We start from the raw sequence: 25,011 nt of genomic DNA, 5'->3' as shown, positions 1-25,011 counted from the left end.
TCATCATCCGAATGCTGACCTTAAAGCAGCGGACTTTCGTGCTTCAGCTTGAGCCGTTCCCAACGCCGGTTGACCTCTTCCTCGAAGGCATCCAGCAGTTCCTGGTCATGCAGCATGTGCTTCGTTTTACCCATCAGCTTCAACCATTCCTGCGGCGAGATCCGCTTGTTTTTCGCCTCCGGATTGTAGGTGATGTTCGTCACGCCATGCTCGACTTCGTACAATGGGAAGAAGCAGGAGTCTACTGCCGTTTGCAGGATTTTCGTACCGAGCTGATCCTCAGACCGCCAGTTGAGCGGACAGGTACTAAGCACTTTTCCGTAAACCAAGCCTTCATGTTGTGCGTACCACTGCGCTTTGGCCGCCTTCATAATCAGGTCCTGCGGGAAAGCTTCCGCCCCGGTAAACACGTACGGGATATTCGTCGCCGCCATGATCTGCGGAGTATCCTTGTGGTGGAACGCTTTCCCCTTCTGCGCCTTGCCTACACCGGACGTGCTGGTCTGATGACCCAGCGGCGTGGAGTAGGAGAGCTGTGAGCCGGTGTTCATGTACCCTTCGTTGTCGTATTCCAAAATAATCATCTTGTGGTTCCGCAGCGCCGAGCCGATCGCCGGCCCCATGCCAATGTCCATCCCGCCATCACCGGTCACCATGATAAAGGTCACGTTATCCGAGACGTCGATCTCGCCGCGGCGCTTCCGCTCCCAGAACGCTTCGACGACACCGGCCACGGTTGCGGCCCCGTTCTGGAACAGGTTGTGGATGAATGTTTGCTTATGCGAGGTATAAGGGTACCCGGCCGTAACGACGTACGAGCAACCGGTCTGGAACAACGTGACCACGTCACCTTCAATCCCTTTGTAAAACAGCTCCAGTGATGAGATCGCGCTGCAGCCCGGACATGCCCCATGGCCCGGCGCCAGCCGCTTCGGCTTCGCCGTCAGGCTGCGCAGCGGCGGCAGCTTCACCTTCAGCTTGCCGGTTGCCTCATCCGGCGTCACCTGAATCAGCCCGCTGTTAAAGGCATCGCCGTGCTGCGGCGTCAAGATCGGTTTGAGCTCGTGCACCGGATCCCCGGGCACCTGCCCAAAATAATCGAACGGCACCGCAGCTTCGCCTTGGTTCATCGCCTCAACGGCCAGGTTAAAGAACGCTTCCGCTTCATCCGGATAGAAGTCTTTACCGCCCAGGCCAAACACGCGGGACAAGACGATCGTTTGGTTCGCCGGGTCCAGCTTCAGCGCGGAGCGGATTTCATGCGTCATATTGCCGCCTTTGCCGCCGTAGGAATCGGCGCGTTCCCCCACCAGCAGCGCTTTGACGCCCCGCAGCGCGGTGCGGATCTCCTCCGCCGGGAAAGGCCGGATGACGTTCGGCCGAATGAGCCCCGCTTTAATCCCCTGACCCCGCAGCTTATCCACGATGATCTTGGCCGTTTCCGCCGCCGAGTTCAGCAGAAATAAAGCGACCTCCGCATCCTCCATTTGATACAATTCGAGCACCGGGTAATCGCGTCCCGAAATCGCCTTATATTCGGCAGCAATTTGTTGATACACTTCGGCTGCCCGCTCCTGAGCCAGGTGCAGCTGGTAGTGGTTATTCAATAGGTCATCGCCGTTCATATGCGCGCCAACCGAGATCGGCCGCGACGGATCGACTACGTTATCAAATCCGACCGGCGGCGTTTCACCTACGAACGCCCGGACCGTCTTGGCGTCCTTGAAATAACTTAACTTCCGTTTCTGATGAGACGTGAAGAACCCGTCATAGGCAACGATCACTGGCAGACGAACCTCTGGATGCTCCGACCACTTCAGCGCCATGATGTTCATGTCGTATGCCGCTTGCGGGGTGCTCGCCGTCAGGATCAACCAGCCGGTGTTCAGCGCGAAATACAAATCGGAGTGGTCGCCGCGAATATCCAGCGGACCGCTGATCGCGCGCGTGACCAGGTTCAGCACCATCGGGAACCGCGTCCCGGACTGCACCGGCAGCTGTTCGATCATGTACATGAACCCGTTGGCGCTGGTCGCATTGATCACCCGAGCCCCAGCGAGTGCTGCCCCGTAACAGATCCCCGCCGAGCCATGCTCCCCATCCGCTGCAATCAGCTGGATATCATGCAGGCCTTGCGACTTCTTCTGGTCCAGTATTTGCGCGATCTCCGTGGACGGCGTGATCGGAAAATACCCCATCACATGGTAATTGATCTGAGCCGCCGCCATGGCTGCCGCTTCATTGCCTGACTCGAAGGCCGTCGTTTGTTCCGCCAGCGTCATTTTCGTGATTTTCTCTTCGGTTATAGACATCGATAAAGTCCTCCTTTAGGCTCTTCTGCGAGTTCAAAATACCTTGACCTTGGAAAAAAACCTCTACTGAAAGACGTGAGCGACGCGGTGGCTGTCGGCATATCCGGGTTCCTCCCGACGCATGCTAAGCGCCCCCGTTGGGCAGATTTCCACGCATTTCAGGCAACCTTTGCAATATTGGTAGTCGATTCCGCTCAAGAACATTTGCGGGCGCCCCTTCTTGTCCTCCCCAGCTTCCCACACGAAGCACAGATCGGGACAAACCGAGTCGCAGTTAGCACAATGGATGCAGCTGTCCGTATCCAGCTCCGGCACAAAACCCTGTCGGGAGCCGCTCAAATCCTTCAGCAGGCTGTTGCCCTGCGCCCGGATAATGCCGCCCGGCGCCTGCGTCTTATAGCCGAGCAGCGGCTGCGGCCGTTCGAATTGTATCCCTTGTACCCCCTCGGGAGCCGGGATCGTCTGGAAGCGCACCTCATGATACCCCCGGTCGAACGTACGCAGATTGGGCTCCACCAAGTGCGGGTATTTTTTCTGGAATGTATGCTGAATCACTTCGCGCATCGAATCTGGATCCAAAAAATCGCATATCCGGAACAACGCCCCCAGCATCGAGGTGTTCACCTTCGTATGCTCGTCAATGGCAATCCCCATCGCGTCCACCACAGCGAGCGTCCCGTAAGGGAACTTCAAGTCGCGCCGAATTTCCTCAAAATCGCGGGTTGAGTTCACCAACACGATTCCGTCCGGCTTCAAGCCGCTTAGGACATTTACCGTCTTGTGCAACGCTTCATGGAACACGCCGATGACGTGGGGTTCCTCGATTGGGCTGTGGTCATGGATCTCCACGTCCGGCTCGCAAAAGCGGATAAAGCTCTTCACCGGGGAGCCCTTCTTCTCCGAACCATAAGACGAGAAGCTTGCTCCATTTAGGCCGAGCCCAAGCACCCCGGATTCCGCCAGCATCTTCCCGGCCAGATTGGCGCCGAGCCCGCCGATAGATTCCAGCCGAATTTCAAAAAAGCCAAGGTCATTGGTTTTGGTCAATATGCTCATTCGCCATGTCTCCTCTACGTTTTTTGTGAAATAATTCACGAATAATAACGAAATAAAAATGCCTCATCTCTTGACTCAACCGACTTCTGTGCAACGATGACTAAGCATGACGGCGGCTTGCCAGCGCCTTCAGGCTGTCCCCCCTTCCCATATCTACGGAAAAGCCCGCGGCTTCAATCCGGAGCTCAAGGCAATGCCTGCACTGGGCGGATTCATCACCCGTGCAGATTTTGTTGTTGTACAAAGCGTATTTCTTGCGGACGGCAACGGGTGACAGATTGGGCATGACCACATTGGCCCCGACCTTCAGCGCCAACTCCCTTCCTTCCGGGTGTAACGTACCAAGCGCGGTTGTCGCGGGAATTAAGGCTTCGGGAAGGAACAGGCGGGCCAGCGCGACCATAACCAGTGTATCCTCCAGCGATCCGGCCTTCGCATTGCCAAGCGGGGTCTGATCATGGGGAATAAACGGGCCAATGCCAATCATGTCTGGGTTTAGCGTTTGGAGATAGTTCAAGTCCTCCGCTAAATCCTCCGCGGTCTGGCCGGGCAACCCGACCATAAAGCCTGCACCAACTTGATAGCCGATCGACTGCAGCGTCTCCAAACATTGGCGCCGGTGATCAAAGGACATTGAAGGATGCAGCGCCTGGTACAACCTTCGGGAAGCGGTTTCATGACGCATCAAAAAGCGATCCGCCCCCGCTTCATACAGCCATCGGTAAGTTTCCGCCTCCCGCTCGCCGATGGATAAGGTGATGGCCGCATCCGGAAACTCCGCTTTGATCTCCCGGATTAAGGCAGCCAGCAGATCGGCCGTATACCAGGGATCCTCCCCGCTTTGGAGCACAAACGTGCGGAAGCCCAGCTCGTATCCTTCCCGGCAGCATTCGAGAATCTCCTCCGGGCTGAGCCGATAACGCTCCGCTTCGCGATTCCCGGCCCGCAGTCCGCAATACAAGCAGTTCCGCCGGCAGTAGCTTGAAAATTCAATCAAACCGCGCATATACACCTTGTCCCCGTAAGCCTGCTCCCGCCTTAGACGGGCCAATCGGAAGAGCTCCTTGCGCGTTTCGACATCCATATGCTCCAGTAGATCGACGAGCTCCTCCTTGGAGAGCTCTCCCCGCGCATAGAGCTTGTGCACGAGCTGTTTCATCAGGCAATCATCCTTTGGATAGACTGGATTATGGACCTTGGTATACCCTATGGCTGTCGTGAAAAATGATGAACGAAATAGTTGTGAATATTTTCACTTTGTAAGCGTTTTAAATTATCTTCGTTGATTGGATCACCCCGGTTTCTGAATAGTGAGCTGCAGCCTGAGCGACGATAGGATCTGCTGCTCTAGTTGGTTTGTTGTTGCCTGTTTCTTCATTTCCTGCTTCGTTTGGTTGTTCGATCGTTAGTATGAAAGTTGCTTGATCGTTAGGCGCGATTTCATTTCGTAGAGGTGTGCCGCATGTGCAGCGTCGATGATTTAAACATGAGGTTGATTCAGAGGTGTTCTCTAAGAAGCAGATGTGTGCTTATCGAAAACATTAGTAAGTGTATTTACTATATTATCATGAATTCACAGTTTGGCTAGGATATTTTTTACACCTCATGAGGTTAAAAAAGAGCATGCCCCGAAGAAACGGAACATGCTCTGAGCGTCACTATGTCAGGACCAGTCCAGACCGGTCTCTTTTGCGATGGGCTCTTCCTTGATTAAGGTATACATCGAAGCAGCTTCATCCTTACGAGTCGTTTCGACCAGACGTTCGACGCGCACGGTCACCAGCTTCTGGCCGAATTGAACCGTAATTTCGTCGCCCACCTTCACCGTACTGCTCGGTTTGGATTCGCGCCCGTTGATCAGAACTCTGCCTTGTTCGGAGACGTCCTTCGCCACGGTGCGCCGCTTGATCAGCCGCGATACCTTCAGGAATTTATCGAGACGCATTATTTTACAGCTTCTTTAAGTTTGTTGCCCGCTTTGAATGCCGGAACTGTGGAAGCTGGGATTTCGATTGTTTTGCCGGTTTGCGGGTTGCGGCCCGTACGACCGGAGCGTTTGCGAGTTTCGAATGTACCGAAGCCGATCAGTTGAACTTTGTCGCCGCTAGCAAGTGCATCGGTAATTTCGCCGAGAAAACCATTCAATACGGATTCAACGTCTTTTTTCGTCAAACCGCTTTTGCTGGAAATGTTGTTGATCAGATCTGTTTTGTTCATTAATAATGCCTCCCAATAATTAAAGAAATAGGTGATACCTTGGCACTATAGGCTTCAGGCCTGCCTTCAAGCCTACCCAGCGCCAGATGGTTATCTTTGTATGAGTATTCTTGCTTGATTTGAAAAATCCTGCACTCTTAGGAACTTTTTTTTGTTTTTTTCTCAAAAAAACTGAAATTTAGTCCTTTTCTCCCATCATTCCCGTTCTTTCGACTTAGCTTCGTCCCATAAGGCGTCCATTTCGGCTAATGTGCTGTCGCCAGGTGTTTTGCCCTGTTCGCGAAGCCGTTCCTCGACATAATGGAACCGCTCCGTAAATTTGCGGATCGTCCGCGAGAGGGCTTGCTCCGGATCAACTCCGATGTACCGGGCAGCATTCACCACCGAGAACAGCACGTCGCCCAGCTCCAGCTCCTGCGACTCAGGATCTTGCTTTTGCGCGACGGCTTCCTTCAGCTCGCGGATCTCCTCCTCCAGCTTGGACCAAACCCCGTCGATATCCTCCCAATCGAATCCGGCCTTGGCCGCCTTCTTCTGGAGCTTGTATGCCTTCATCAATGCCGGCAAATCACGCGGCACCCCGCTGATGACCGATTGGCGCTCCGGCTGGATGCCTTTGCGTTTCTTCTCCTCGGCCTTCATCGCTTCCCAGTTGTTCAGCGCCGCCTCGGCATCCTCCGCACTCAAATTGCCGAAGACATGCGGATGGCGGTAAATCAGCTTCTCATTCAGCTCCTGGATGACATCATACACCGTAAAAGTGCCGGTCTCCTCCTCCATCTGGGAATGGAGCATGATTTGCAGCAGCAGATCGCCAAGCTCCTCACGCATGTGGTCGGGATCGTCGTCGTCGATCGTCTCCAGCACCTCGTAGGTTTCTTCGATGAGATTTTTGCGAATCGATTCATGCGTCTGCTCGCGATCCCACGGACATCCACCCGGACTGCGCAAAATCGACACGATCTCATGAAGCCGCTGGAAGCTGCGGTTGCGAAGCGTATCGTCCTCGCTGGCCGGCACATAGACCAGAGACAGGTTCCCGTAGCCGGTCATACGATCCAGTTCAAACAGCGGAACCCGCTCGATCCGCTCCTGTCCCGCCACCCCAAGGGCATGTCCCACAACGACCGGATAATCGTCAGGCAGCAGCTCCATTAACCCCAGCTTGACTTCCGAAGCAGTGATCTGGTCATAAACTTGCCCTATTAATGTATGCCGTCTCGGATCGATCGCTTCCCCCCGGACCTCCGAGGCGTCTAACAGGAGGAACCCTTCGATCGGATCGAAGCCCAGACGAACGAAGGCCTCGTCCAGGAAGCTCTCCCCGCCGATGATATCGAGCGAGATTCCATGCTCCGGACAGCGTTCCCGCAACAGCTTCACCGTCGCTTCGGCAACCAGCGGATGCCCAGGAACAGCGTATACGATATTCTCTCCCTGTCGCCCTGCTTCAGCCCGCGCTAACAGTCTGGAGGCAATCTCCTCATAAACGGAAGGAAAATCGTCCTTCGCTTCATACACCTCGTCGAACGAAGTAAATTGGACGCCCGTCTGCTCCAGCCAGTCCACCACCGGATGGTCCTTCGTCCGGACGTAACGTTCTTCCGCCTCCTGCAGCCGCTTCAGGCTGCCTAAGGTCAGCCGGTCGGGATCTCCCGAGCCGAGGCCGACCACTGTAATGGTTGCGCTCATGTTATGCCTTTCACTCCCTGTCCGTTCAGCATGTTATTACTATACCATTGCTGGCGGCGAAACTGAAATTTTCTGCGCCATCCGGCGGTAACCGCAGTAAGTTCCGCTGCAACGGCAAGCAGCAAGCTGCGCAGAGCGCTACGGCAGCAGCCGCAGCTTCCGAAGCAGCGTCAGCAGCTTCGGGCCGATCCGCGGCAGGGCGCCCAGCTCTGCCGCGCTGAGCAGCCGTGTGCGCAGCACGGCTGCGACGAACACGGCTGCGCCAAGCAGCACGCCGAGCAGGCTCACGGCCGCGGCCCCCCCGCGGCCTGCGGGCAGCTCGGCGGCGGCGAGGCGCAGCGCCAGCACCGCGGCGGCCATCGCCAGGGCGGCCGCCGCCGGGCGCAGCAGCGCGTCCCGCAGGCGCGGACGCAGCTGGACCCGGCGCAGCAGCAGCGCGGCGTTCAGCGCCGCTGCTGCGCCGTACGCGGCGACGCCGGCGATGGCGGCGCCGGTGATGCCAAGCTGCGGCACGAGCACCGCGTTTAACGCGGTCTTGAGCAATGCCGCAGCGAGCAGGTGCAGCGCCGGGGCGCGCACGTGGCCGAGGCCCTGTAACAGGGCACTCGTCGCCGCGACCAGCGCGCCGGGCGCCGCCGTCCAGGCCACCCAAGCCAAGGTGGCCGATCCCGCCGCATCCTCGTACAGCATGACGTTGATGGGCGCAGCCAGCAAGGCCAGGCCCAGCGAAGCCGCCAGGCCGATCAGCCAGAACCAGCGCAAGGCCAGCTGCACCTGACGCCGGATCGCCCCGGTATCTCCCTTCATCTGCAGCTCGGCCATCGCGGGCACAAACAACACCGACAGCGACGTCGCCAGCATCGTGACGAGCTGAACCAACGGGATACCCCGGTTGTAAATCCCCACCTGGGCCATGATCTGCAGCTCCTCCCCATGGGCGGAAAGCAGCCGCGGCAGCGTGAACGTATCCACCAGGCTGATCAGCGGCACCCCAAGCGAGGCCAAGCTGATCGGCAGCGCAACCTTGAAGAGCGCGGACCATCGCTGCCCCCTTGTTTCCCGAGGCAACAATCGTTTCTCGTCAGTCAGCGGCTGATCCGCCTCCGCCGATGGTCCGGCTTCCCGCCGCTGCAGCGAAGAACGGGTATAGCCCCGCCAATACAGCAGCATCACGGCAAGACCCGCAGCTGCTCCCGCAGAGGAGCCGACCAGTGCCCCTCCGGCAAGATCCGCATCAGCGGCTCCCAGCCGGCTTAACGCCAGCAGCAGGACGATCATCACCGTGACACGAATGGCCTGCTCCACCACCTGGGAGACCGCGGTCGGCGTCATATTTTGGTGTCCCTGAAAATATCCCCGCAGCGCCGCCGCCACCGGGATGAGCAGCAGCGCAGGCGCCGCGCCGCGAAAAGCCGGAATCAACAAGCTGCTTCCGATGAGCTGCGATAATACCGGGGCGCCAAAGTAAAGCAGCACCGCAAAGGCAACCCCCAACACCAGCATCGTCGCCGATGCCAGTCGCAGCACCTCGCTCCGCTCCCGTTCCAGCCCAGGGGCCTGGCGTTCCGCAATAAATTTGGCCACCGCCGCCTGAAACCCCGAGGTCGTGAGCGTAACCAGCAGGGTGTACAAAGGGTATACCGTATTATAAATGCCGAATACGCCGTCTCCCCCGATATTTTGCAGCGGGATCTTCTGCAGCATTCCCAGCAGCTTGGTGATTAGCGCCGCCGCGCTCAGAACGGCCGCTCCCTTTAGCAGCTTGGAGGACAGGCTTTCCTTCGTTTCCATCATGGCAACCTACTTTGCTTTAACAGTCATCAGCATGTTTTTTAAGCTAACAGGTTCCATTATAAGACGAAACGGAGGCCATCGCCATTTCCTAAGCCCCAACACAAAAAAACTTACACATCCCTCTACGTTTCGGACGGACGGCGTCCGCCCCAAACAGCGGTGTGTGTAAGTTCCTCCATGCGTCTTGCGGATATCTTGAGTTCTTTTTATTGCTCCATCTGTTTTGCGAGAAAACCGGCAGCTGTCTCCGCCATTTTCGATTCCAAGTCGGACATCTTCACAGAATCGTCCTTGTTCACAAGCACCACAGTCCCGATCGGGTCACCGCCAGCAATAATTGGCGCAATGACAAACGAAGAGATGTTTTCTGGATGATCCTTCGTAATTTCGTACGATCCAGACGCTGTTTCCATGATGATTTTACGGCTATCCATGCTGCTCTCCAGCAAGGAACTAATTTGCTTATCCAGGTATTCCTTCTTGGAAGCGCCTGCGACAGCAATAATCGTATCCCGGTCGGAGATTAAGGTAATATGGCTGGTGCTCTCATACAGCGACTCCGCATATTCCTTGGCAAAATCGCCCAATTCCCCGATCGGCGAATATTTCTTCAAAATCACTTCTCCATCCCGGTCCACAAAGATTTCGAGCGGATCTCCTTCCCGAATCCGCAACGTTCGGCGGATTTCCTTAGGGATAACAACACGGCCTAAATCATCGATACGGCGTACAATACCAGTAGCTTTCATTTCACTTGATGCCCCGCTTTCTTAGAAGTTTTGAACTACGGCTTGATTTCCTAAAGCTTCACCTAATCGGACTTTATACGTAATCTGCGGCTTACGCAGATGTATGCGCCATAAGCTTCGCCAAAACGAGCGGCCGAAGGTGGGGACAGGGATGGCTTGTTCTGTGATTCTGACCATAGTATTCATCCCGGGCGAACACCTTATTCATCATAATGAACCATGATTTTTAACAGCTGGATGCGTATAAGGAACAATAGGTCCGTCCGCAAAAAAAGCAACGCAAACCTTCTCCGCGCTGCTTCCTAAGCTCTGCTTTATTTGCTCGTATTGCCGCTGTTGGAGCCGGCATTGTTGGCAGCACCGTTGCCCGTGTTGCTGCCCGTTCCGGTGTTTCCGGCATTGCCGGACCCTTCTGTACCGGCATTCGTACCCGCGTCAGTTCCTGCATTGGAGCCATTGCCCGCATTGGTGTCCGTTCCCGTGCCATTTTCGCCGGTGCTCGTTTCCACTTTAGGCAAGTCGATTTTCTTGATGATCTTCTTCTCTAGATCCCCCGCCATGAACTCGTCCAATTTGTTCGAGGCCAGCGTTGTTTGGATCATGTCCTTCTGTTCCTGCGTCAGATCCTCAAATTTCTTCTCGGTCCGAGATTCCACGCGAATGATGTGGTAGCCATATTCCGTCTTCACTGGATCACCAATTTGGTTCAGCGGTTGGGTCAAAGCAGCTTGTTTAAAAGCTTCTACCCAGTTGCTCACTTCCACGTTCTCGTACAAACCGCCGTTATCCTTGGAGCCCGGATCCTCGGAGTACTGCTTCGCCAACGCGGCGAAATCCTCGCCCTTGTCCAGTTTCGCTTTCACTTCCTTCGCCAGCTTGAGCGTTTCCTCTTCAGTCCGCTCTTTGCCGTCTGGATCGGTGAAGTTAATCAGGATATGGCGGACCGAAGCCGTCGTATAGTCCTGTTTTGTCGCTTCGAATTCCTTCTTCACATCATCCTCAGAGATCTTCTGCCGTTCGCCTTCCATCACGGTATAAATCCGAACCATATAGTCCTTGAATTCAGCTTCGGATACCTTCTGGGCGTCCAGCATATTTTTGAAGTTCTCTTCGCCGTAGGACGATTTCATCAAATCAAACTGCTCCTCGGCTTTCTTCTTGCCGGCTTCTTTCGTCTTCTCGTCGGCTTTGGCTTCAAGGTATTCATACGCGATCTCCTGCTTCACCAAATATTGACGGAAGTCTTCCATTTGCATGAATTGTTCCATTTGCGGCTGAAGGGCAAGCACGATCCGCTGCTCGCGGTCGAATTCGTTCTCCGTAATTTCGCCGCCTTCGTACGTCGCAATAACCTTACTCGTATCTTTCCCTCCCGAGCTTGCATTCTTGCCGCATCCAGCCATAACGGAAAAAGCCAGTACCGTTACAAGCGCAATCAGCAGCATTCTCCATGAGCGCCTTTTACTTTGAAACATTCTGTAGTTCCCCTTTCACTTTGAACGCATCCTTCAGGGCGCCGAGAAACTGCTCCAGCAAGCCCATCATTTCTTTGTCGTCCATTCCCTTGGTATTTATCCGGATAAGCATCACGGACCCTTGACTAAATTGTACACATCTTCCGAATAGATTGCCAACTTCCGCAAGCTTGCTCGGAACGATGGCCTGTTCCTGTCCTTCGTAGAACTTGATCGTCACTTCCTCGCCCCGCAGCGTCATCGACTCGATGCCATACTGCTTGCCGTACAACTTGACGCGGGCAACCGCCAGGAGATTCTGCACGGCATCCGGCAGCTCCCCGAACCGGTCGAGCAACTCGTCCTCCAACTCGGCCACGTCCTCAAAAGTCTGCACAGAGGCTGTCTTCTTGTAGATCTCGATCTTCTGAATGCTGTCGTAGATGTAATCCGACGGCAAATACGCGTCGATGCCCAAATCGATCGTGGTGTTCCAAGTCGCCTCAGCCGGCGGGGTCTCCCCAAGCATCGTAATTTTACGCTTCTGAATTTCTTCCGCCAGCATCTGCGAATACAGATCAAAGCCGACGGAAGCGATGAAGCCATGCTGCTCCGCACCAAGCAAATTCCCGGCGCCGCGGATGGCTAAGTCGCGCATGGCGATTTTGAAGCCGGAACCGAGCTCCGTAAATTCCTTAATCGACTGCAGCCGTTTCTCCGCAACTTCGGTTAAGGACTTATCCTTTTGATATGTGAAATAAGCATAGGCAATCCGGTTGGATCGTCCAACACGGCCGCGCAGCTGATACAGCTGGGACAAGCCCATCTTGTCCGCATCATGCACGATCAGCGTATTGACGTTCGGAATGTCCACTCCGGTTTCAATGATACTGGTGCTGACCAGGACGTCGTATTCCCCGTCAAGAAAATCGAGAATCGTCTTCTCCAGCTCCTGCTCCGACATCTGCCCATGACCAACGACAACTCGCGCTTCCGGCACGAGCATAGAGATTTGTGCGGCAATTTCATGAATCCCTTGCACGCGGTTATACAGGTAATAAATCTGTCCGCCCCTCGCCATTTCCCGTTCGATTGCTTCGCGCACGAGCGACTGACTGTACTCGACGACATACGTCTGCACCGGGAACCGGTTTTCCGGCGGCGTTTCAATGACCGACAGATCCCGTACGCCCAGCATGGACATATGCAGCGTCCGCGGAATTGGGGTCGCCGTCAGCGTCAGCACGTCTACGTTGGTTTTCAGTTTCTTTAACTTCTCTTTATGGGTGACGCCAAACCGCTGCTCTTCGTCAACGATCAGCAGTCCCAAGTCTTTAAAGACCAGATCCTGCGACAAAATGCGGTGGGTTCCGATCACGATATCCACCGTGCCCTGACGAATCCCCTTGATGGTTTCGTTCTGCTCCTTGCGGCTGCGGAAACGGCTAAGCGTCTGAATGTTGATCGGATAACCGGCAAACCGCTCCCGGAACGTCTCATAGTGCTGCTGCGCCAAAATCGTCGTTGGCACAAGCACGGCAACCTGCTTGCCTTCAATCGCTGCCTTAAAGGCCGCGCGGATAGCGACTTCAGTCTTGCCATAACCAACGTCACCGCACAGCAGGCGGTCCATTGGACGGCTTTGTTCCATATCTCTCTTGATTTCCTCAATGGCCCGCAGCTGGTCCGGAGTTTCCTCATACGGGAACATCGCTTCGAATTCCTGCTGCTCCGGAGTGTCCTTCTCGAAGGCATACCCCGGGGCAGCTTGCCGCTCAGCGTACAGCTTGATCAAATCGTCGGCGATGTTCTGGACGGAGGAACGAACCTTGTTCTTCACGCGGTTCCACTCGTTGCCGCCCAGCTTATAAATCTTCGGTTCCTTGTCCTCGGAACCCACGTATTTCTGAATCATGTCGATCTGTTCGATCGGTACCGACAGCTTGTCGCCGCCGGCATAGAGGATATGCATGTAATCCTTGTGGATCCCGCCGACCTCCAGCGTACCGATGCCCATGTATTTCCCGATCCCGTGGTTCTGGTGAACGACGTAATCGCCGACCTTCAGCTCGGTATAACTCTTGATCCGTTCGGCATTGTCCATGCTCTTGGCGACGCGGCGCGCTTTGCGCTGCTTCTGGGAGAACATCTCGCCTTCGGTAATCACGACGAGGTGTACAGAAGGCAGTTCGAAGCCGGACTGCAGGTTGCCTTGCAGTAATTGAGGCTCATCAATGCCGTAATCCTGCAGCACCCGCCGCATCCGATCCACGCGCTCTTCGGTGCTGGCCAACATGATGACGTGGGCGCCGCTTTTTTTCCAACGCTCCATCTCTGCCTTTAAGACATTCATTTGCCCATGAAAATCCTGCATTGCCCGCGTAACGAAATTCACGATATTTTGCGGCTGGGAATGCGGGACTTGACGCAGGAACAATGACAGAAACAACGTCTGGAACGGACGATGGTAGATCAGATGATCCACGTCCACCGCAAGCGGCAGGTCGGGGAGACTCTTCCCGTTCTGGTACAGGTGCAGATTCCACTCCGCCTCATCGCGTTCCAGCTGCTTGGCCGTTTCCAGCAGGCGCGACGGTTCGTCCAGCAGAAGCAGCGTATCCTCTGGCATGTAGTCGTATAACGTTTTTCGCTCTGGATAGATCAAAGAAATATATTTATAGATTTCCGAAAAATAAACATGCTCGCGCAGCATTTCGATTTCTTTGTACATCTCTTCGCGGAGACGATTTTTGGCCTGGCGGTCGGTCATCTTGTCCAGCTGGATCTCCAGCTTCTCGGATAACGCCTGCGCTGCCTGGCCCATCCGTTCCTTCGTTGCGATCAGTTCCTTGCAAGGTGGAATGAACACTTCCTTGATCTGGTCCACCGATCGCTGATCTGCCGGATCAAAGGTCCGGATCGAATCAACTTCATCATCAAACAGCTCCACCCGGTAAGCCATGGACGCTGTCAGTGGATAAAAGTCAATGATGCCCCCGCGCAGGCTCATTTCGCCGCGGGATTCCACTCGTTCGACCCGCTCGTAGCCCAGCTCGACCATTTGAGCCATGAAACGCTCCAGCTCCAGCGTGCCCCCGAGCCGGACGGTCAGTCCCGCTTCGGCCATGGCCTCCGGCGTTGGGATATAGCGGCGAATACCGGAATAAGGCACCACCACGATGCCCCGGAATCCCCGGGAGCATTGCAGCAGCACCTCGATCCGCTGGGCCAGCGTTTCCGGGCTGGATACGGCCGATTCGGCAGCAACCAGCTCATTCGCCGGGTACATCAGCACCTGATCCGGTGATAGCGCTTCCTGTAAATCTTCATACATTTTCTGTGCGGAGAACATATTGTGGGTCACGACGAGCAGCGGCCGTTTCGTTTCCTGATGCAGCGCGGCTAGCATCACTTGCCTGGATGAACCCGACAAGCCGGAAATCAACTGCTCCTTCATGCCCGAATTAATGCCCGCAACCGTCGAAGCAAAATCGGTATCGCGTGAAAAAGCTTCAATAAGTGCTTGTAGCAAATGAGGCACCTCTCTTACTGCTGATGGATAGAAATCTATGGCTAGACGAAAAGGGTAAGTCCAGCTTACCCGAACCAAAAAGGAGCCTCAGCAACGTGCCAAGGCTCTATAACCGTATATTCCGGTAAATTTGTCCATTGTTCCTCGTAGCTTGCAGTCTACTGCAAAGGATTGGCGAGCAGCATCAGTTCCGGGTTATGATCAAGTGCTTCCTTGCAATAGTCGCAGGTCACCCGGACCGTCATTTCGCCGTTTGAATCATACGCTATTATATCTCTCCGCTCATCGGGGGTCAAGGAATGGAAGCCTAATTGGGCTTCTGTGACTTGAGGCGATTCGATTCTACCAATCACCGTCCGGCAGTGCCGACAAACATAGTTTACAGCCATCTATATGCCTCCTGAAGATTCATTATGTCTCCAGTATGCCCCAAGCGGACGGCTTTTAGCCTATCGACCCTGCTAGATCAATTATTTAGCCGTTAAACTTCGCCATCGTTTGTTCGAAGGTATGGTCCAGGCTATATTCCAATGCATCGCATGCCGCTTGAATGGACTGATCGAGCAGCGGCTTATCTTTCTTCGGAAACGGCGACAGAACATAATCTACGACCGCATACCCTGGCTCCGGCCGGGAAATGCCCATCCGAATTCGGTTAAACGTCTGCGTGCCGATATGTTGAATGATCGACTTAATGCCGTTGTGCCCACCGGCACTGCCTTGATATCTCAGCCGATTACGCCCCAACTCGGTGTCGAGGTCGTCGTACACCACGATCATGTCTTCAATCGACGCCTTATAGTAGTCCATATAAGCGCGCACCGCTTCGCCAGATAAATTCATGTAGGTCATCGGCTTGATCAGCACGACTTTCCCGCCCGGCAGCATCCCCTCTCCAATCAAAGCCTTGCACTTGCTTTGCTTGATCTCGATGCCATGCCGGCGCGCCAGCTCATCCACGGCCATAAAGCCGATATTATGCCGGGTTTTCTCATATTGGGCTCCCGGATTGCCGAGCCCTACGATCCACTTCATGGGTCATGTCCCTCCAAACGCTAATGTATCTTCAAACCGCCTCTGGTGCTTGATTGTTCGTTAAACTAACTACTACTTGCCTCGAATTAACTGGAAAATGTACCGTTAATTTCGGCGTGGATCGGCTGTCCGCGCAACTAACGGTAAAACCTACTGTTAATTTCAGCGAAATTGCCACTTTAGCGAAAAAGTACCCAAATTAACTATACAATTTACCGTTAAATCGCCCAAAACCTACGTTCCCGCCAAAATTAACGCTAGAAATTCCAGTTAGTTTGTATTCACCGACGGGGAGTGCCAACAATCCCGTCGTCCCTACTACTCCCCACCCCACTGCCACTCCAGGGCATTGCGGCCAACACCCGAACGAGGACGTTGCCCTCAGCGTATGGCCATCACCACTCGATCGGTGGGGCAGCATTGTCCGTTGGGCGGATTCAGGCAAGAGGGGGAAATGTTCTGAAGAAGCGAGGCGTTCGCCTTTGTGAGCGGATTTCTACCACTTCTGATTTTAGTCCAATTCAAGAAATCCGCGAGCAACAGCGATCGTAAGAACATTTCACACGGATGCCTGCCTCCGCCTAACACCCAACACTGCCAATACACCGATAGGGGTTACGTCCCCGATTGGGAGGACGCAACCCCTGGTGTGGCAGTGACCATTTTATTCGATCTCGAACAGCTTGCTGATCGACAGCTCCTCGTGCACGCGAATAATCGCTTCGCCCATCAGCGGAGCGACGGACAGCACTTTGAGCTTGCTTGTCGGATTTGGATGCGTGATCGGGATCGTGTCGGTCACGATCACTTCCTTCAGCGGAGAGTTTTCCAGACGTTCCATTGCCGGACCGGACAATACAGGGTGCGTACAGCAAGCGTACACTTCTTCTACCCCGCCTTCCTTCAGCGCGTTAGCGCCAAGGACAATCGTACCGGCGGTATCGATGATGTCGTCGACGAGAATCGCGGTTTTCCCTTCGATGTTCCCGATAATGTTCATGACTTCGCTGACATTCGGTTCCGGACGGCGCTTGTCGATGATCGCCAGCGGCGCGTTCAGGAAATCAGCCAGCTTACGGGCACGAACCACCCCGCCATGGTCAGGCGAGACGACAACCGGATTCGCGATATGCTTGGAACGGAAATACTGGGCCAAGATCGGCACGCCTAGCATATGATCAACCGGGATATCGAAGAAGCCTTGGATCTGCATCGCATGAAGGTCCATCGTAATGACCCGGTGAGCGCCGGCTTTCTCGATCAGATTGGCAACCAGCTTCGCCGTGATCGGATCGCGCGAACGGGCTTTCCGGTCTTGGCGGGCGTAACCGTAATACGGGATAACGACATTAATGCTCTTGGCCGAAGCTCTTTTCAAAGCATCCACCATCACGAGGAGCTCCATCAAGTTATCGTTGACGGGTGCGCAGGTCGATTGCACCACATAGACGTGGCAGCCCCGAACGCTTTCGGACAGCTTGACCTGAATTTCACCGTCACTAAAGCTCGTCGTCTCCGATTCGCCCATCGGAATGCCGATGTAATCGGCGATCTGATGAGCCAATTTCGGATTGGAGTTACAGGTGAATATCTTTAATTTAGAATCACAATAAGTCATAAAATTAAAACCCTCCGTGCTGTGTAGATAGCGTCAGGGAGTCTCTTAAACAACCCACCTTCACAGCTACCCCGTCTATTCAAATGGTCACTGCAGATCACTGCATTCGAAGTTAGGATTCCTGCTGTCTTTGCTTCTTGGCTTTCGCCCGGGCACGAATCTTCTCGGCATAGCCGGGTTTGTTCTCCTGCCGGGTTCTGGCGATGGCGAGGTCATTGTCCGGAACCGATTGTGTGATCGTAGATCCGGCAACGACATAAGCGCCTTTTCCCACCTTAACCGGAGCGATCAAGTTGACGTTGCTGCCTACAAAGGCATCGTCCTCGATCTCCGTAATGGACTTATTATAACCATCATAGTTCACTGTTATCGCGCCGCAGCCAATATTCACGTTCTTACCAACCTTCGCATCGCCGATATAGCTGAGGTGCGAGACTTTGGAGCCTTCATCGAGGGTCGCATTTTTAATTTCTACAAAATCGCCGACCTTCACATGCGCTCCGAGCTTCGCCCCTGGACGCAAATAAGCGAAAGGACCAACCGTCGTCTCCCGGCCGACTTCTGCCTGGCTGAGCACCGACTGTTTCACCTTCGCGCCGTTTTGGATCACGCTATCTTCGATTTCTGCGGCCGGCCCAATCACGCAATCTTCACCGATGGACGTTTTACCGGATAGAACGGTCCCCGGATAAATTACGGTATCCGCTCCAATGGTGACATCGGCCCCGATGTACGTGGAAGCCGGATCAATCACCGTTACGCCGTTCAGCATATGGTTGCGCACGATGCGTTCCCGCATGACGGCTTCCGCTTCTGCCAAGGCCACCCGGTCATTGACGCCAATCGATTCGCGAACGTCGGCTACTGCATAGCCTTCTACGATTTCGTTCGCCTGCACCAAAATGCCGATCACGTCGGTAAGATAATACTCCTGCTGGGCGTTGTTGTTCGTCACTTTCTCCAGTGCAGCAAATAATTTTGCATTATCAAAACAATAAGTGCCTGTGTTAATCTCCTGCACGGCGGCTTCCTCCGGCGAGCAGTCCTTCTGTTCAACGATCCGTTCAACCGTTCCGTTCGCGCCGCGGATCACTCGGCCATAACCATACGGTTGCTCCATCACCGCCGTAAGTACGGTCGCTGCCGCTCCCTTACGTTGATGAAGTTCGAAAAGAGCTTCCAGTGTTTCTGCCGTAACCAAAGGGGTATCGCCACAAATAACCAGTGTGACTCCTTCTTCTCCCGCCAATAATGGCCCGGCTTGCTTGACGGCATGTCCGGTTCCCAGCTGTTGCTCCTGCAACACGTATTCCGCCGATGCACCCAAATAGGATTTCACAGCTTCGGCCCCATGGCCAACAACGACGATGCTGCGTTCGCAACCTGCTTCTTGAACCGCGTTTAGTACATGCCCAACCATCGGTTTGCCGCAAACGGGGTGAAGCACCTTATAGAGCTTGGACTTCATCCGTTTTCCTTGACCTGCAGCAAGAACGATCGCTAACCTCTTCAAGTCCCCGGCCTCCTTCACACTTTTAAAAAAAGAAGTAGTTCTCTCTCTCTCATTAAAACTCATTACTGAATATATCTCATTTAGGGCAAAAAGAAAAGGGAGCCATGCGGACATGGCTCCCTTTTCCTCGAACCCCAATTAATCAACAAATCAAATAAATGCGACTTACGCCCCTTCTTCAATCGCTTCCTCTTGTTCGGCGGCACGCTCGTACTCAGCCAGAACTGCGGCTTGAATCTTCTCGCGGGTACCGGAGGAAATCGGATGCGCGATATCCCGGAACTCCCCGTCCGGCGTGCGCTTGCTAGGCATTGCTACGAACATCCCATTGTTCCCATCGATGACGCGAATGTCATGAACAACAAATTCGTTATCGATGGTAATGGATGCGATGGCCTTCATTCTGCCCTCAGAGCTGACTCGGCGGAGTCTTACATCCGTAATTTGCATATGTGTTCACCACCTTTTTCCATCAGAGACTTGGTGTATTATTCCACATAGCAAACGGAAATCCTTTTTTTTTGATCAACAAAATGGCCTAAAATCACGATTTTTTTTGATAAAACGGGGTGTTCGACATGTTTCGTCGAGAATTCTTAGAATTTGAGGATATCTCGACATAGTTCTTATTGTTCAAACTTCGAAAAATAATTCCCAGGTTCTACTGAAATCTCCTTTTCCTTGGGATCCACTGCCCGAAGCGTAGCCAGGGAAACGTAATCATGCAGCAGACGCTGCTCGCTGGCAACTTCCCCGGATTCAACCAGAACGCCAACCCCCGCAACCTCTGCGTTAAACTCGGCCAGCAGGTCAACCATCCCTTGGATCGTGCCCCCCGCCTTCATAAAGTCATCGACGATCAATACGCGGGAGCGTTCCTTCAATGCCCGGCGCGACAACGTCATCGTATGCAGGCTCTTATGGGAGCCCGATACGTAATTGATGCTAACGGCGGATCCTTCCGTTACCTGATGGTCGCGGCGCACCAGGACGACCGGCAGATTCAGCTCCGCTCCCGTTGCATAAGCGAGAGGGATCCCCTTCGTTTCCACGGTCATAATGCAGTCGATTTCCAAATCACCGAAGACGGTGGCAAACAACTTGCCCGCCTCATTCATCAGCGCCGGTTGTCCTAAGAGATCCGACATATACAAATATCCGCCCGGTAAAATTCGGTCTGGCTGCGCCAGCTTCTCACAGAGCTGCTGGATAAAAGCGTTCGCTTGCTCCCGTCCGACCCGGGGAATGTATTTCACGCCGCCAGCCGCCCCGGCAAGCGTCAGCAATTCCCCCATGCCTTCACCTTCAAACACTTCTTTAATAATCCCCAAATCCTCGCTGATGGACGACTTAGCCGCCCCATACCGTTGCGCAAAGGTAGTCAGCGGGATTAAATGATGTGGTCTAGACAACAGATAATGGGTCATCTCCACCAAACGAGCGCTTCTCTTTAATTTCTTCACGAAGTACCCCTCGCTGAATCCGAATATTTTAATGAAACTATAACACTTTTGTACGGATTTGTCCAAGCCTTGGAATGAGGCGAAGGAGTACCCGGCTCCAGTCCCGCAGCTGAGCTTTAGGTCAACAGCCGCACGGCGTAAACCTCTTTGCAGAACCCGCGTAATCCGTTATAAATGCGGGGCACCTTCGATTCCTTCGACACGAGCCCAAACACCGTGGGTCCGCTGCCGGACATCAACACGCCGTCCGCGCCAAGACGCAGCATCGCTTCTTTCAGTTGCGCCACCTCCGGGTGAAGCTCCAGCGTCACCTGCTCCAACACGTTGCCGAGCTCTTGGCATACACCCGTGAATGATCGTCTCTCCAGCGCCTCCCGCATCCGGGCTGCCGACGGATGATCGGTAATTCGCTCCGCCTGTAGACGTCCATACACCTCTGCAGTCGACACGTTGATCGGAGGCTTCGCCAACACCACCCAGCATTGCGGCGGATTCACCAGCGGCGTCAGCACTTCGCCTCGCCCCGTCGCCAGCGCCGTCCCGCCCGTCACGCAAAAAGGCACGTCCGAGCCCAGCTCCGCCCCCAGCTCCTTCAGCTCCTCTTCGGGAATGCCAAGCTCCCATAGCCGGTTTAAGCCCCGCAGCGTAGCCGCCGCGTCACTGCTGCCGCCGGCAAGGCCGGCAGCCACCGGTATTTTCTTATCGAGGTGTATATAAACCCCGCTCCGCACGTTGTAGCGTTCCTTAATCAACTTCGCCGCCTGAAACGCCAAATTCTTCTCATCCAGCGGAATATATCCGGCCTGGCTCGAAATAATGATCGTATCCCGCGGAAGGGCGCTCATTTCCAAACGATCTGCCAGATCCACCATGGTCATGATCATCTCGACCTCATGGTATCCGTCAGGACGCTTATGTAACACGTCGAGCATTAAATTAATTTTGGCCGGTGCTTTTTCGTAAATTTTCATGCCGCTTCCCCACCTCAGCAATTCCGTGGAATATCCGCATCCATCCGGTCTTTTTGGCACATTCTTTAATTCTAAAAAAACGTTGCCTCCACGTCTATGTATGAAAGACAATTTTTCCTCCCTCTATCTTACTGCATCCAACGAAAAAAACGAAGCTCCCTGAAAGGGACGCTTCGCTGTGGCAGAGGTTATTGCTGTTTCGATGCCGCCTTCTCGGCGAGCTCGATCGCCCGCTTCACCATATTGCCCGCATCTTTCGCCTTGATGCCGCCCCAGCCCTCCTGCTGGACGGTATCGTAAAATCCCAGATCCTTCGCTAACTCGACCTTCAAGTTCTCCGACATCACGCTGCGTCTTCTTCGCGACATGGTCAGTCTCCTCCTTTGGCCATGGATATAGGAACGATGGTTAGTATACGCAGGCACCGTTTCGAGCATACACCGAAACTTTGTCCATCTAAGGTGAACACCCGACAATCTTGGTTGGTGAACCCAGCGACAGCGAGATCACCCTAACCTGCATCTTCGAACATATCAAAAAAAACGGCCTCACCCGAAGGGCGAGAACCGTTTGCGGTTTGATTCATGATGTTCACGGTTTAATATACGAAATCCGCATCCCGTCGTTGTCGTCATAAACCATAACTTCAACGGATTCGGTCAGTATATCGGCATAACTGTAAGACACACGCTTAAAGGTTTGCTGCTCTTGATCCAGCTTCACAATGAAGACCGAAGGATAGGTCTCCTCCAATACTCCAGTGCGTTCGACGGTCTTCCGGCGACCACCGTTTGCCCGGAGCATAATTTTCTGTCCAACGTGGGCGTCGAGACTATGCTTTATTTCCGACAGCGCATTTTTAGCCATTGCCTGTGACCACCTTCTTTCTTTGTCCATTATACAGGAAAGTCACAAACTTGTCAAATCGGAATAAATAATTATATCAGCAGCAAAAAAGATGTGTCAACGATTATTTTTCGACATTTTCTTTTTACCTGATGGCTAAAGAGCCAGGTACTAAAAAATAACCGGAAGGTCCTGGGGCACTAGCCTCAGTTCCTTCCGGCAACCCTTTCACATGGACGGCACCACTTTCAGCGTCGACAAGTCCTTCAGTTTGGGCAACCCGATTCGGTAACTGCCACGAGTCTCGATCCCGCCAACCCCCTGGGCGCCGCTGATCGTATGATTCAGCACGTCAGTAATCTGGATCGTATCCCGAATCGAGGTGAGCGACGCTTTAGCGGCGATATACACCGGATCCAGCGCATGGATCAGCACCCGGCCGGGCGAACTAGCAAAATTAGCCCCCGCCTGCAGCAGCGCCTCAAAATGCGACTGGCAAGCGCCGGCCACAATCGTTAACGTATCGAAATTCCGTTCGTATTGCCGAGCCATTTGAATGGCCTCCACAAAATACTTGGAATTTTTATAGCTGGTCAAATTATAAAGATCGCTGGTGGGGCGCGATTTTAACACGCCGTCATGACCCGTGATCACGACGATATCCGGCTTGACCACAGGCAGCAGACGGTACAGCGCATTTGCCATTTGCGATTCCGTGACATAATAGCCTTGAACCGGGACGCGCAGCTTCTGATACAGGCTTAAACTCTTTTGCAAATAGCGTTCGTCGCCATCGAGATGCAGGACCTTACCCGGGACCTCAAAATAGGCCGGCTCGCCTTGCCCATACAGTTCCCGTCCAATTACCATTCGATTGCGTTCTGCCAATTCCTTGCGGTCTTGAGTTAACCGCTTCAGCGATTCCGTCGCCTTAATGCGGGCCCGCTGCGTCGTCTCTCCTGGGGAAGCCGGGTCTACCCTAACCAAATCAGTTAAGGGCGCATCCGCCAGCAGCCGGAATTCCGTTCCTTTAATAATCGCTTCACTCCGCACAATCTGTTCGATTCGGAACGTAACATCTCCACCGTATGATTTGCGGACGACCAAGTCTCCCAAATTCGCCAAATCCATCACCTCTATCCCATCGTATGGGCGACAAGAGGGAATGGTTACTCGCGGAGTTCCTTCACCCCGGCATTCAGCAGCGTATCACTCAGCTTGGCGAACTCGTCCAGGCTTAATGTCTCCGCCCGCCGGGAAGGCTGGATCCCGGCTTCCTCCAGCAGTTGCTCCAGTCTCTCCCGCCCTTCCTTCGGGAAGAAGCGGCTTTTCAGATTGTTGGAAATCGTCTTTCGTCTCTGGGCAAAAGAGGCCTGCACCACCTCGAAGAAAAACGCCTCATCCTGAACCGCCACAGCTGGCTTCTCCCGCACGGTTAAGCGAATCACTGCGGACTCTACATTCGGCTGTGGAATAAACACGCTGTGCGGCACCGTGCAGATCATCTCCGGGGTGCTGTAGTACTGCACGGCGATGCTAAGGCTGCCGTAGTCCTTGCCGCCGGGAGTGGCAGCCATGCGCTCGGCCACTTCCTTCTGGATCATGACGACGATATGTTTCAGCGGCAGTTTCTCTTCCAGAAGCTTCATCATGATGGGAGTCGTCACGTAATACGGCAGATTGGCGACGACACTGACGCCGCTCACCCCGCTGAATTCCGCAGCAAATAAAGCCTTTAGGTCCAGCTTCAACACATCGCCATGGATCACATGGACGTGCGGGTAGGGCTCCAGCACCTCCTGCAGAATCGGAAGCAGCCGCTGGTCAATCTCCACCGCTGCCACCTTGCCTGCCTCCTGCGCCAGCTTCTCCGTTAAGGCGCCGATGCCCGGCCCGATTTCCAGTGCGCCCTGGGTCTTGTCCAATTCGGCGGCGGCAACAATTTTACCGAGGATGTTCTGGTCGATCAGAAAGTTTTGCCCCAGACTTTTTTTGAACGAAAAACCGTGCCGCTGAATGATCTCCTTCGTCCGGCGCGGTGTGGATACGTCTTCCCTTATGCTCATGGTTCTTAAACTCCTTTGCTTTCCAACTCGGCTAACGCAGCTGCAAACTCCTCGCGGCTGATGCGGAACACGGTTAACCGTTTGTAGAGCTGCTTTCCGTTACAATATCCGATACCCAACAGCTCGCCCAGCGCTTTTCGCCGCGCCGCAGCTTGCGGGTGTACGATTAACCCTGCGTTAATCAAGTCTTCCCAGGTGATTGCGGCCTCTACTCCCGGCGCTTCGCTGCGCACCCGGGACAACGCGGTGCGGATCGCCTCCGGCGAGGCTTTCTCCACCCCAATGTCGCCTTTCTTCGTAGCTTCGACCTCAGGCAGGAAAGCGTGCTTGCAGCCCGGCACCCGCGCTGCCACGATTTTACGAATCCGCTCCCCGGCATGGTCGGGGTCCGTAAAAATAATCACGCCCCGGCGTTCCTGAGCCAAAGCGATTTTCTTTAGCACGGCTTCGCCTATCGCCGAACCCCCGGTCTCAATCGTATCCGCCTCTACGGCTCGTTTAATGGCCACGGTGTCGTCTCGGCCCTCCACCACGATGACCTCTTTGATCATGGATCTGTCTTCCTTCCTGTTCTTGCTTGTCTCCACCAGAATAACAAAAAGAAGAGGATCATATCATCCTCTTCTAATCCACTGTCTTATTCATCATCCTAATACTATCTCATTCCCTCCGCATTGTAAAACGAAAGAGAAC

At 54.2% G+C, this 25,011-nt stretch carries 22 protein-coding genes; all 22 read right to left on the bottom strand.

What is annotated here, in order from left to right; genetic code table 11:
• Nucleotides 1–20: 20 nt before the first annotated feature.
• The 22 genes from U9M73_RS18085 to rnmV all read right to left on the bottom strand — a co-directional run bounded on the left by U9M73_RS18085 (nucleotide 21) and on the right by rnmV (nucleotide 24,869).
• The gene (locus U9M73_RS18085; RefSeq protein ID WP_323078421.1) at nucleotides 21–2,312 is read right to left on the bottom strand and encodes a thiamine pyrophosphate-dependent enzyme; all 2,292 of its coding nucleotides are present in this window, start codon (nucleotides 2,310–2,312) and stop codon (nucleotides 21–23) included.
• A 63-nt stretch (nucleotides 2,313–2,375) separates the two neighbouring features.
• Entirely contained in the window at nucleotides 2,376–3,368 is a 993-nt protein-coding gene (locus U9M73_RS18080) for a 2-oxoacid:acceptor oxidoreductase family protein (protein ID WP_260071394.1), read from the bottom strand.
• Nucleotides 3,369–3,468: 100 nt separating this feature from the next.
• Nucleotides 3,469–4,527 carry a [FeFe] hydrogenase H-cluster radical SAM maturase HydE gene (hydE, locus tag U9M73_RS18075; protein ID WP_323078418.1) on the bottom strand — a complete coding sequence of 353 codons (1,059 nt, stop codon included), beginning with the start codon at nucleotides 4,525–4,527 and terminating at the stop codon, nucleotides 3,469–3,471.
• Between the two features lie 504 nt (nucleotides 4,528–5,031).
• Nucleotides 5,032–5,313 (bottom strand): RNA-binding S4 domain-containing protein, encoded by a 282-nt coding sequence (locus U9M73_RS18070; protein WP_009226338.1) that lies wholly within the window; start codon nucleotides 5,311–5,313, stop codon nucleotides 5,032–5,034.
• Nucleotides 5,313–5,585, bottom strand: a complete 273-nt coding sequence (locus tag U9M73_RS18065; RefSeq protein ID WP_009226339.1) for an HU family DNA-binding protein — start codon at nucleotides 5,583–5,585, stop codon at nucleotides 5,313–5,315. Before U9M73_RS18065 ends, U9M73_RS18070 begins: the two co-directional genes overlap by 1 nt.
• 195 nt (nucleotides 5,586–5,780) lie before the next feature.
• Nucleotides 5,781–7,277 (bottom strand): bifunctional methyltransferase/pyrophosphohydrolase YabN, encoded by a 1,497-nt coding sequence (gene yabN, locus U9M73_RS18060; RefSeq protein ID WP_260071392.1) that lies wholly within the window; start codon nucleotides 7,275–7,277, stop codon nucleotides 5,781–5,783.
• A 138-nt stretch (nucleotides 7,278–7,415) separates the two neighbouring features.
• A complete protein-coding gene (locus U9M73_RS18055; RefSeq protein WP_260071391.1) occupies nucleotides 7,416–9,071 on the bottom strand; it encodes a polysaccharide biosynthesis protein in 1,656 nt (551 codons plus the stop codon).
• Nucleotides 9,072–9,277: 206 nt separating this feature from the next.
• Complete coding sequence (gene spoVT / locus U9M73_RS18050; protein ID WP_009226342.1) at nucleotides 9,278–9,820, bottom strand: stage V sporulation protein T; 543 nt, start codon at nucleotides 9,818–9,820, stop codon at nucleotides 9,278–9,280.
• Between the two features lie 314 nt (nucleotides 9,821–10,134).
• Nucleotides 10,135–11,295: a peptidylprolyl isomerase gene (locus U9M73_RS18045; protein WP_260071390.1), complete on the bottom strand. Its 1,161-nt coding sequence runs from the start codon at nucleotides 11,293–11,295 to the stop codon at nucleotides 10,135–10,137.
• The gene (mfd, locus tag U9M73_RS18040; protein ID WP_260071389.1) at nucleotides 11,282–14,806 is read right to left on the bottom strand and encodes a transcription-repair coupling factor; all 3,525 of its coding nucleotides are present in this window, start codon (nucleotides 14,804–14,806) and stop codon (nucleotides 11,282–11,284) included. Before mfd ends, U9M73_RS18045 begins: the two co-directional genes overlap by 14 nt.
• A 158-nt stretch (nucleotides 14,807–14,964) precedes the next feature.
• Nucleotides 14,965–15,195, bottom strand: coding sequence for an anti-sigma-F factor Fin (gene fin / locus U9M73_RS18035; protein WP_323078411.1), 231 nt, complete (start codon nucleotides 15,193–15,195; stop codon nucleotides 14,965–14,967).
• A gap of 85 nt (nucleotides 15,196–15,280) precedes the next feature.
• Nucleotides 15,281–15,841 carry an aminoacyl-tRNA hydrolase gene (gene pth / locus U9M73_RS18030; protein WP_009226346.1) on the bottom strand — a complete coding sequence of 187 codons (561 nt, stop codon included), beginning with the start codon at nucleotides 15,839–15,841 and terminating at the stop codon, nucleotides 15,281–15,283.
• Between the two features lie 664 nt (nucleotides 15,842–16,505).
• Complete coding sequence (locus U9M73_RS18025) at nucleotides 16,506–17,459, bottom strand: ribose-phosphate diphosphokinase (RefSeq protein ID WP_009226347.1); 954 nt, start codon at nucleotides 17,457–17,459, stop codon at nucleotides 16,506–16,508.
• Nucleotides 17,460–17,571: 112 nt separating this feature from the next.
• Nucleotides 17,572–18,972: a bifunctional UDP-N-acetylglucosamine diphosphorylase/glucosamine-1-phosphate N-acetyltransferase GlmU gene (gene glmU, locus U9M73_RS18020; RefSeq protein WP_323078410.1), complete on the bottom strand. Its 1,401-nt coding sequence runs from the start codon at nucleotides 18,970–18,972 to the stop codon at nucleotides 17,572–17,574.
• Nucleotides 18,973–19,137: 165 nt separating this feature from the next.
• Nucleotides 19,138–19,422 carry a septation regulator SpoVG gene (gene spoVG, locus U9M73_RS18015; protein ID WP_009226349.1) on the bottom strand — a complete coding sequence of 95 codons (285 nt, stop codon included), beginning with the start codon at nucleotides 19,420–19,422 and terminating at the stop codon, nucleotides 19,138–19,140.
• A 176-nt stretch (nucleotides 19,423–19,598) separates the two neighbouring features.
• Nucleotides 19,599–20,435: a pur operon repressor gene (gene purR / locus U9M73_RS18010; RefSeq protein ID WP_260071387.1), complete on the bottom strand. Its 837-nt coding sequence runs from the start codon at nucleotides 20,433–20,435 to the stop codon at nucleotides 19,599–19,601.
• A 116-nt stretch (nucleotides 20,436–20,551) separates the two neighbouring features.
• Nucleotides 20,552–21,406: a 4-(cytidine 5'-diphospho)-2-C-methyl-D-erythritol kinase gene (ispE, locus tag U9M73_RS18005; RefSeq protein ID WP_260071386.1), complete on the bottom strand. Its 855-nt coding sequence runs from the start codon at nucleotides 21,404–21,406 to the stop codon at nucleotides 20,552–20,554.
• Nucleotides 21,407–21,594: 188 nt separating this feature from the next.
• On the bottom strand, nucleotides 21,595–21,774 hold the full coding sequence (locus U9M73_RS18000) for a small, acid-soluble spore protein, alpha/beta type (RefSeq protein ID WP_036646175.1): 180 nt from the start codon (nucleotides 21,772–21,774) through the stop codon (nucleotides 21,595–21,597).
• 223 nt (nucleotides 21,775–21,997) lie between these two features.
• Nucleotides 21,998–22,273 (bottom strand): biofilm formation stimulator Veg, encoded by a 276-nt coding sequence (veg, locus tag U9M73_RS17995; protein ID WP_009226353.1) that lies wholly within the window; start codon nucleotides 22,271–22,273, stop codon nucleotides 21,998–22,000.
• A 207-nt stretch (nucleotides 22,274–22,480) separates the two neighbouring features.
• Nucleotides 22,481–23,383, bottom strand: a complete 903-nt coding sequence (gene yabG, locus U9M73_RS17990) for a sporulation peptidase YabG (protein WP_260071385.1) — start codon at nucleotides 23,381–23,383, stop codon at nucleotides 22,481–22,483.
• Between the two features lie 38 nt (nucleotides 23,384–23,421).
• Complete coding sequence (gene rsmA / locus U9M73_RS17985) at nucleotides 23,422–24,318, bottom strand: 16S rRNA (adenine(1518)-N(6)/adenine(1519)-N(6))-dimethyltransferase RsmA (RefSeq protein WP_323078407.1); 897 nt, start codon at nucleotides 24,316–24,318, stop codon at nucleotides 23,422–23,424.
• Nucleotides 24,319–24,323: 5 nt separating this feature from the next.
• Nucleotides 24,324–24,869: a ribonuclease M5 gene (gene rnmV / locus U9M73_RS17980; RefSeq protein WP_323078405.1), complete on the bottom strand. Its 546-nt coding sequence runs from the start codon at nucleotides 24,867–24,869 to the stop codon at nucleotides 24,324–24,326.
• Nucleotides 24,870–25,011: the final 142 nt, after the last annotated feature.

The sequence above is a fragment of the Paenibacillus phoenicis genome, from assembly GCF_034718895.1.
In the GTDB taxonomy this organism is placed as follows: Bacteria; Bacillota; Bacilli; order Paenibacillales; family Paenibacillaceae; genus Fontibacillus; species Fontibacillus phoenicis.
Note: the sequence above shows the minus strand (reverse complement) of the source record. Positions and strands in the feature narration are given on the sequence as shown.

What these genes read in the sequence shown, in the direction of transcription:
- U9M73_RS18085 (WP_323078421.1), bottom strand. Translation starts at nt 2,312, where the DNA reads ATGTCTATAACCGAAGAGAAAATCACGAAAATGACGCTGGCGGAACAA.
- U9M73_RS18080 (WP_260071394.1), bottom strand. Translation starts at nt 3,368, where the DNA reads ATGAGCATATTGACCAAAACCAATGACCTTGGCTTTTTTGAAATTCGG.
- hydE (WP_323078418.1), bottom strand. Translation starts at nt 4,527, where the DNA reads ATGAAACAGCTCGTGCACAAGCTCTATGCGCGGGGAGAGCTCTCCAAG.
- U9M73_RS18070 (WP_009226338.1), bottom strand. Translation starts at nt 5,313, where the DNA reads ATGCGTCTCGATAAATTCCTGAAGGTATCGCGGCTGATCAAGCGGCGC.
- U9M73_RS18065 (WP_009226339.1), bottom strand. Translation starts at nt 5,585, where the DNA reads ATGAACAAAACAGATCTGATCAACAACATTTCCAGCAAAAGCGGTTTG.
- yabN (WP_260071392.1), bottom strand. Translation starts at nt 7,277, where the DNA reads ATGAGCGCAACCATTACAGTGGTCGGCCTCGGCTCGGGAGATCCCGAC.
- U9M73_RS18055 (WP_260071391.1), bottom strand. Translation starts at nt 9,071, where the DNA reads ATGATGGAAACGAAGGAAAGCCTGTCCTCCAAGCTGCTAAAGGGAGCG.
- spoVT (WP_009226342.1), bottom strand. Translation starts at nt 9,820, where the DNA reads ATGAAAGCTACTGGTATTGTACGCCGTATCGATGATTTAGGCCGTGTT.
- U9M73_RS18045 (WP_260071390.1), bottom strand. Translation starts at nt 11,295, where the DNA reads ATGTTTCAAAGTAAAAGGCGCTCATGGAGAATGCTGCTGATTGCGCTT.
- fin (WP_323078411.1), bottom strand. Translation starts at nt 15,195, where the DNA reads ATGGCTGTAAACTATGTTTGTCGGCACTGCCGGACGGTGATTGGTAGA.
- pth (WP_009226346.1), bottom strand. Translation starts at nt 15,841, where the DNA reads ATGAAGTGGATCGTAGGGCTCGGCAATCCGGGAGCCCAATATGAGAAA.
- U9M73_RS18025 (WP_009226347.1), bottom strand. Translation starts at nt 17,459, where the DNA reads ATGACTTATTGTGATTCTAAATTAAAGATATTCACCTGTAACTCCAAT.
- spoVG (WP_009226349.1), bottom strand. Translation starts at nt 19,422, where the DNA reads ATGCAAATTACGGATGTAAGACTCCGCCGAGTCAGCTCTGAGGGCAGA.
- ispE (WP_260071386.1), bottom strand. Translation starts at nt 21,406, where the DNA reads ATGAAAATTTACGAAAAAGCACCGGCCAAAATTAATTTAATGCTCGAC.
- U9M73_RS18000 (WP_036646175.1), bottom strand. Translation starts at nt 21,774, where the DNA reads ATGTCGCGAAGAAGACGCAGCGTGATGTCGGAGAACTTGAAGGTCGAG.
- veg (WP_009226353.1), bottom strand. Translation starts at nt 22,273, where the DNA reads ATGGCTAAAAATGCGCTGTCGGAAATAAAGCATAGTCTCGACGCCCAC.
- yabG (WP_260071385.1), bottom strand. Translation starts at nt 23,383, where the DNA reads ATGGATTTGGCGAATTTGGGAGACTTGGTCGTCCGCAAATCATACGGT.
- rsmA (WP_323078407.1), bottom strand. Translation starts at nt 24,318, where the DNA reads ATGAGCATAAGGGAAGACGTATCCACACCGCGCCGGACGAAGGAGATC.
- rnmV (WP_323078405.1), bottom strand. Translation starts at nt 24,869, where the DNA reads ATGATCAAAGAGGTCATCGTGGTGGAGGGCCGAGACGACACCGTGGCC.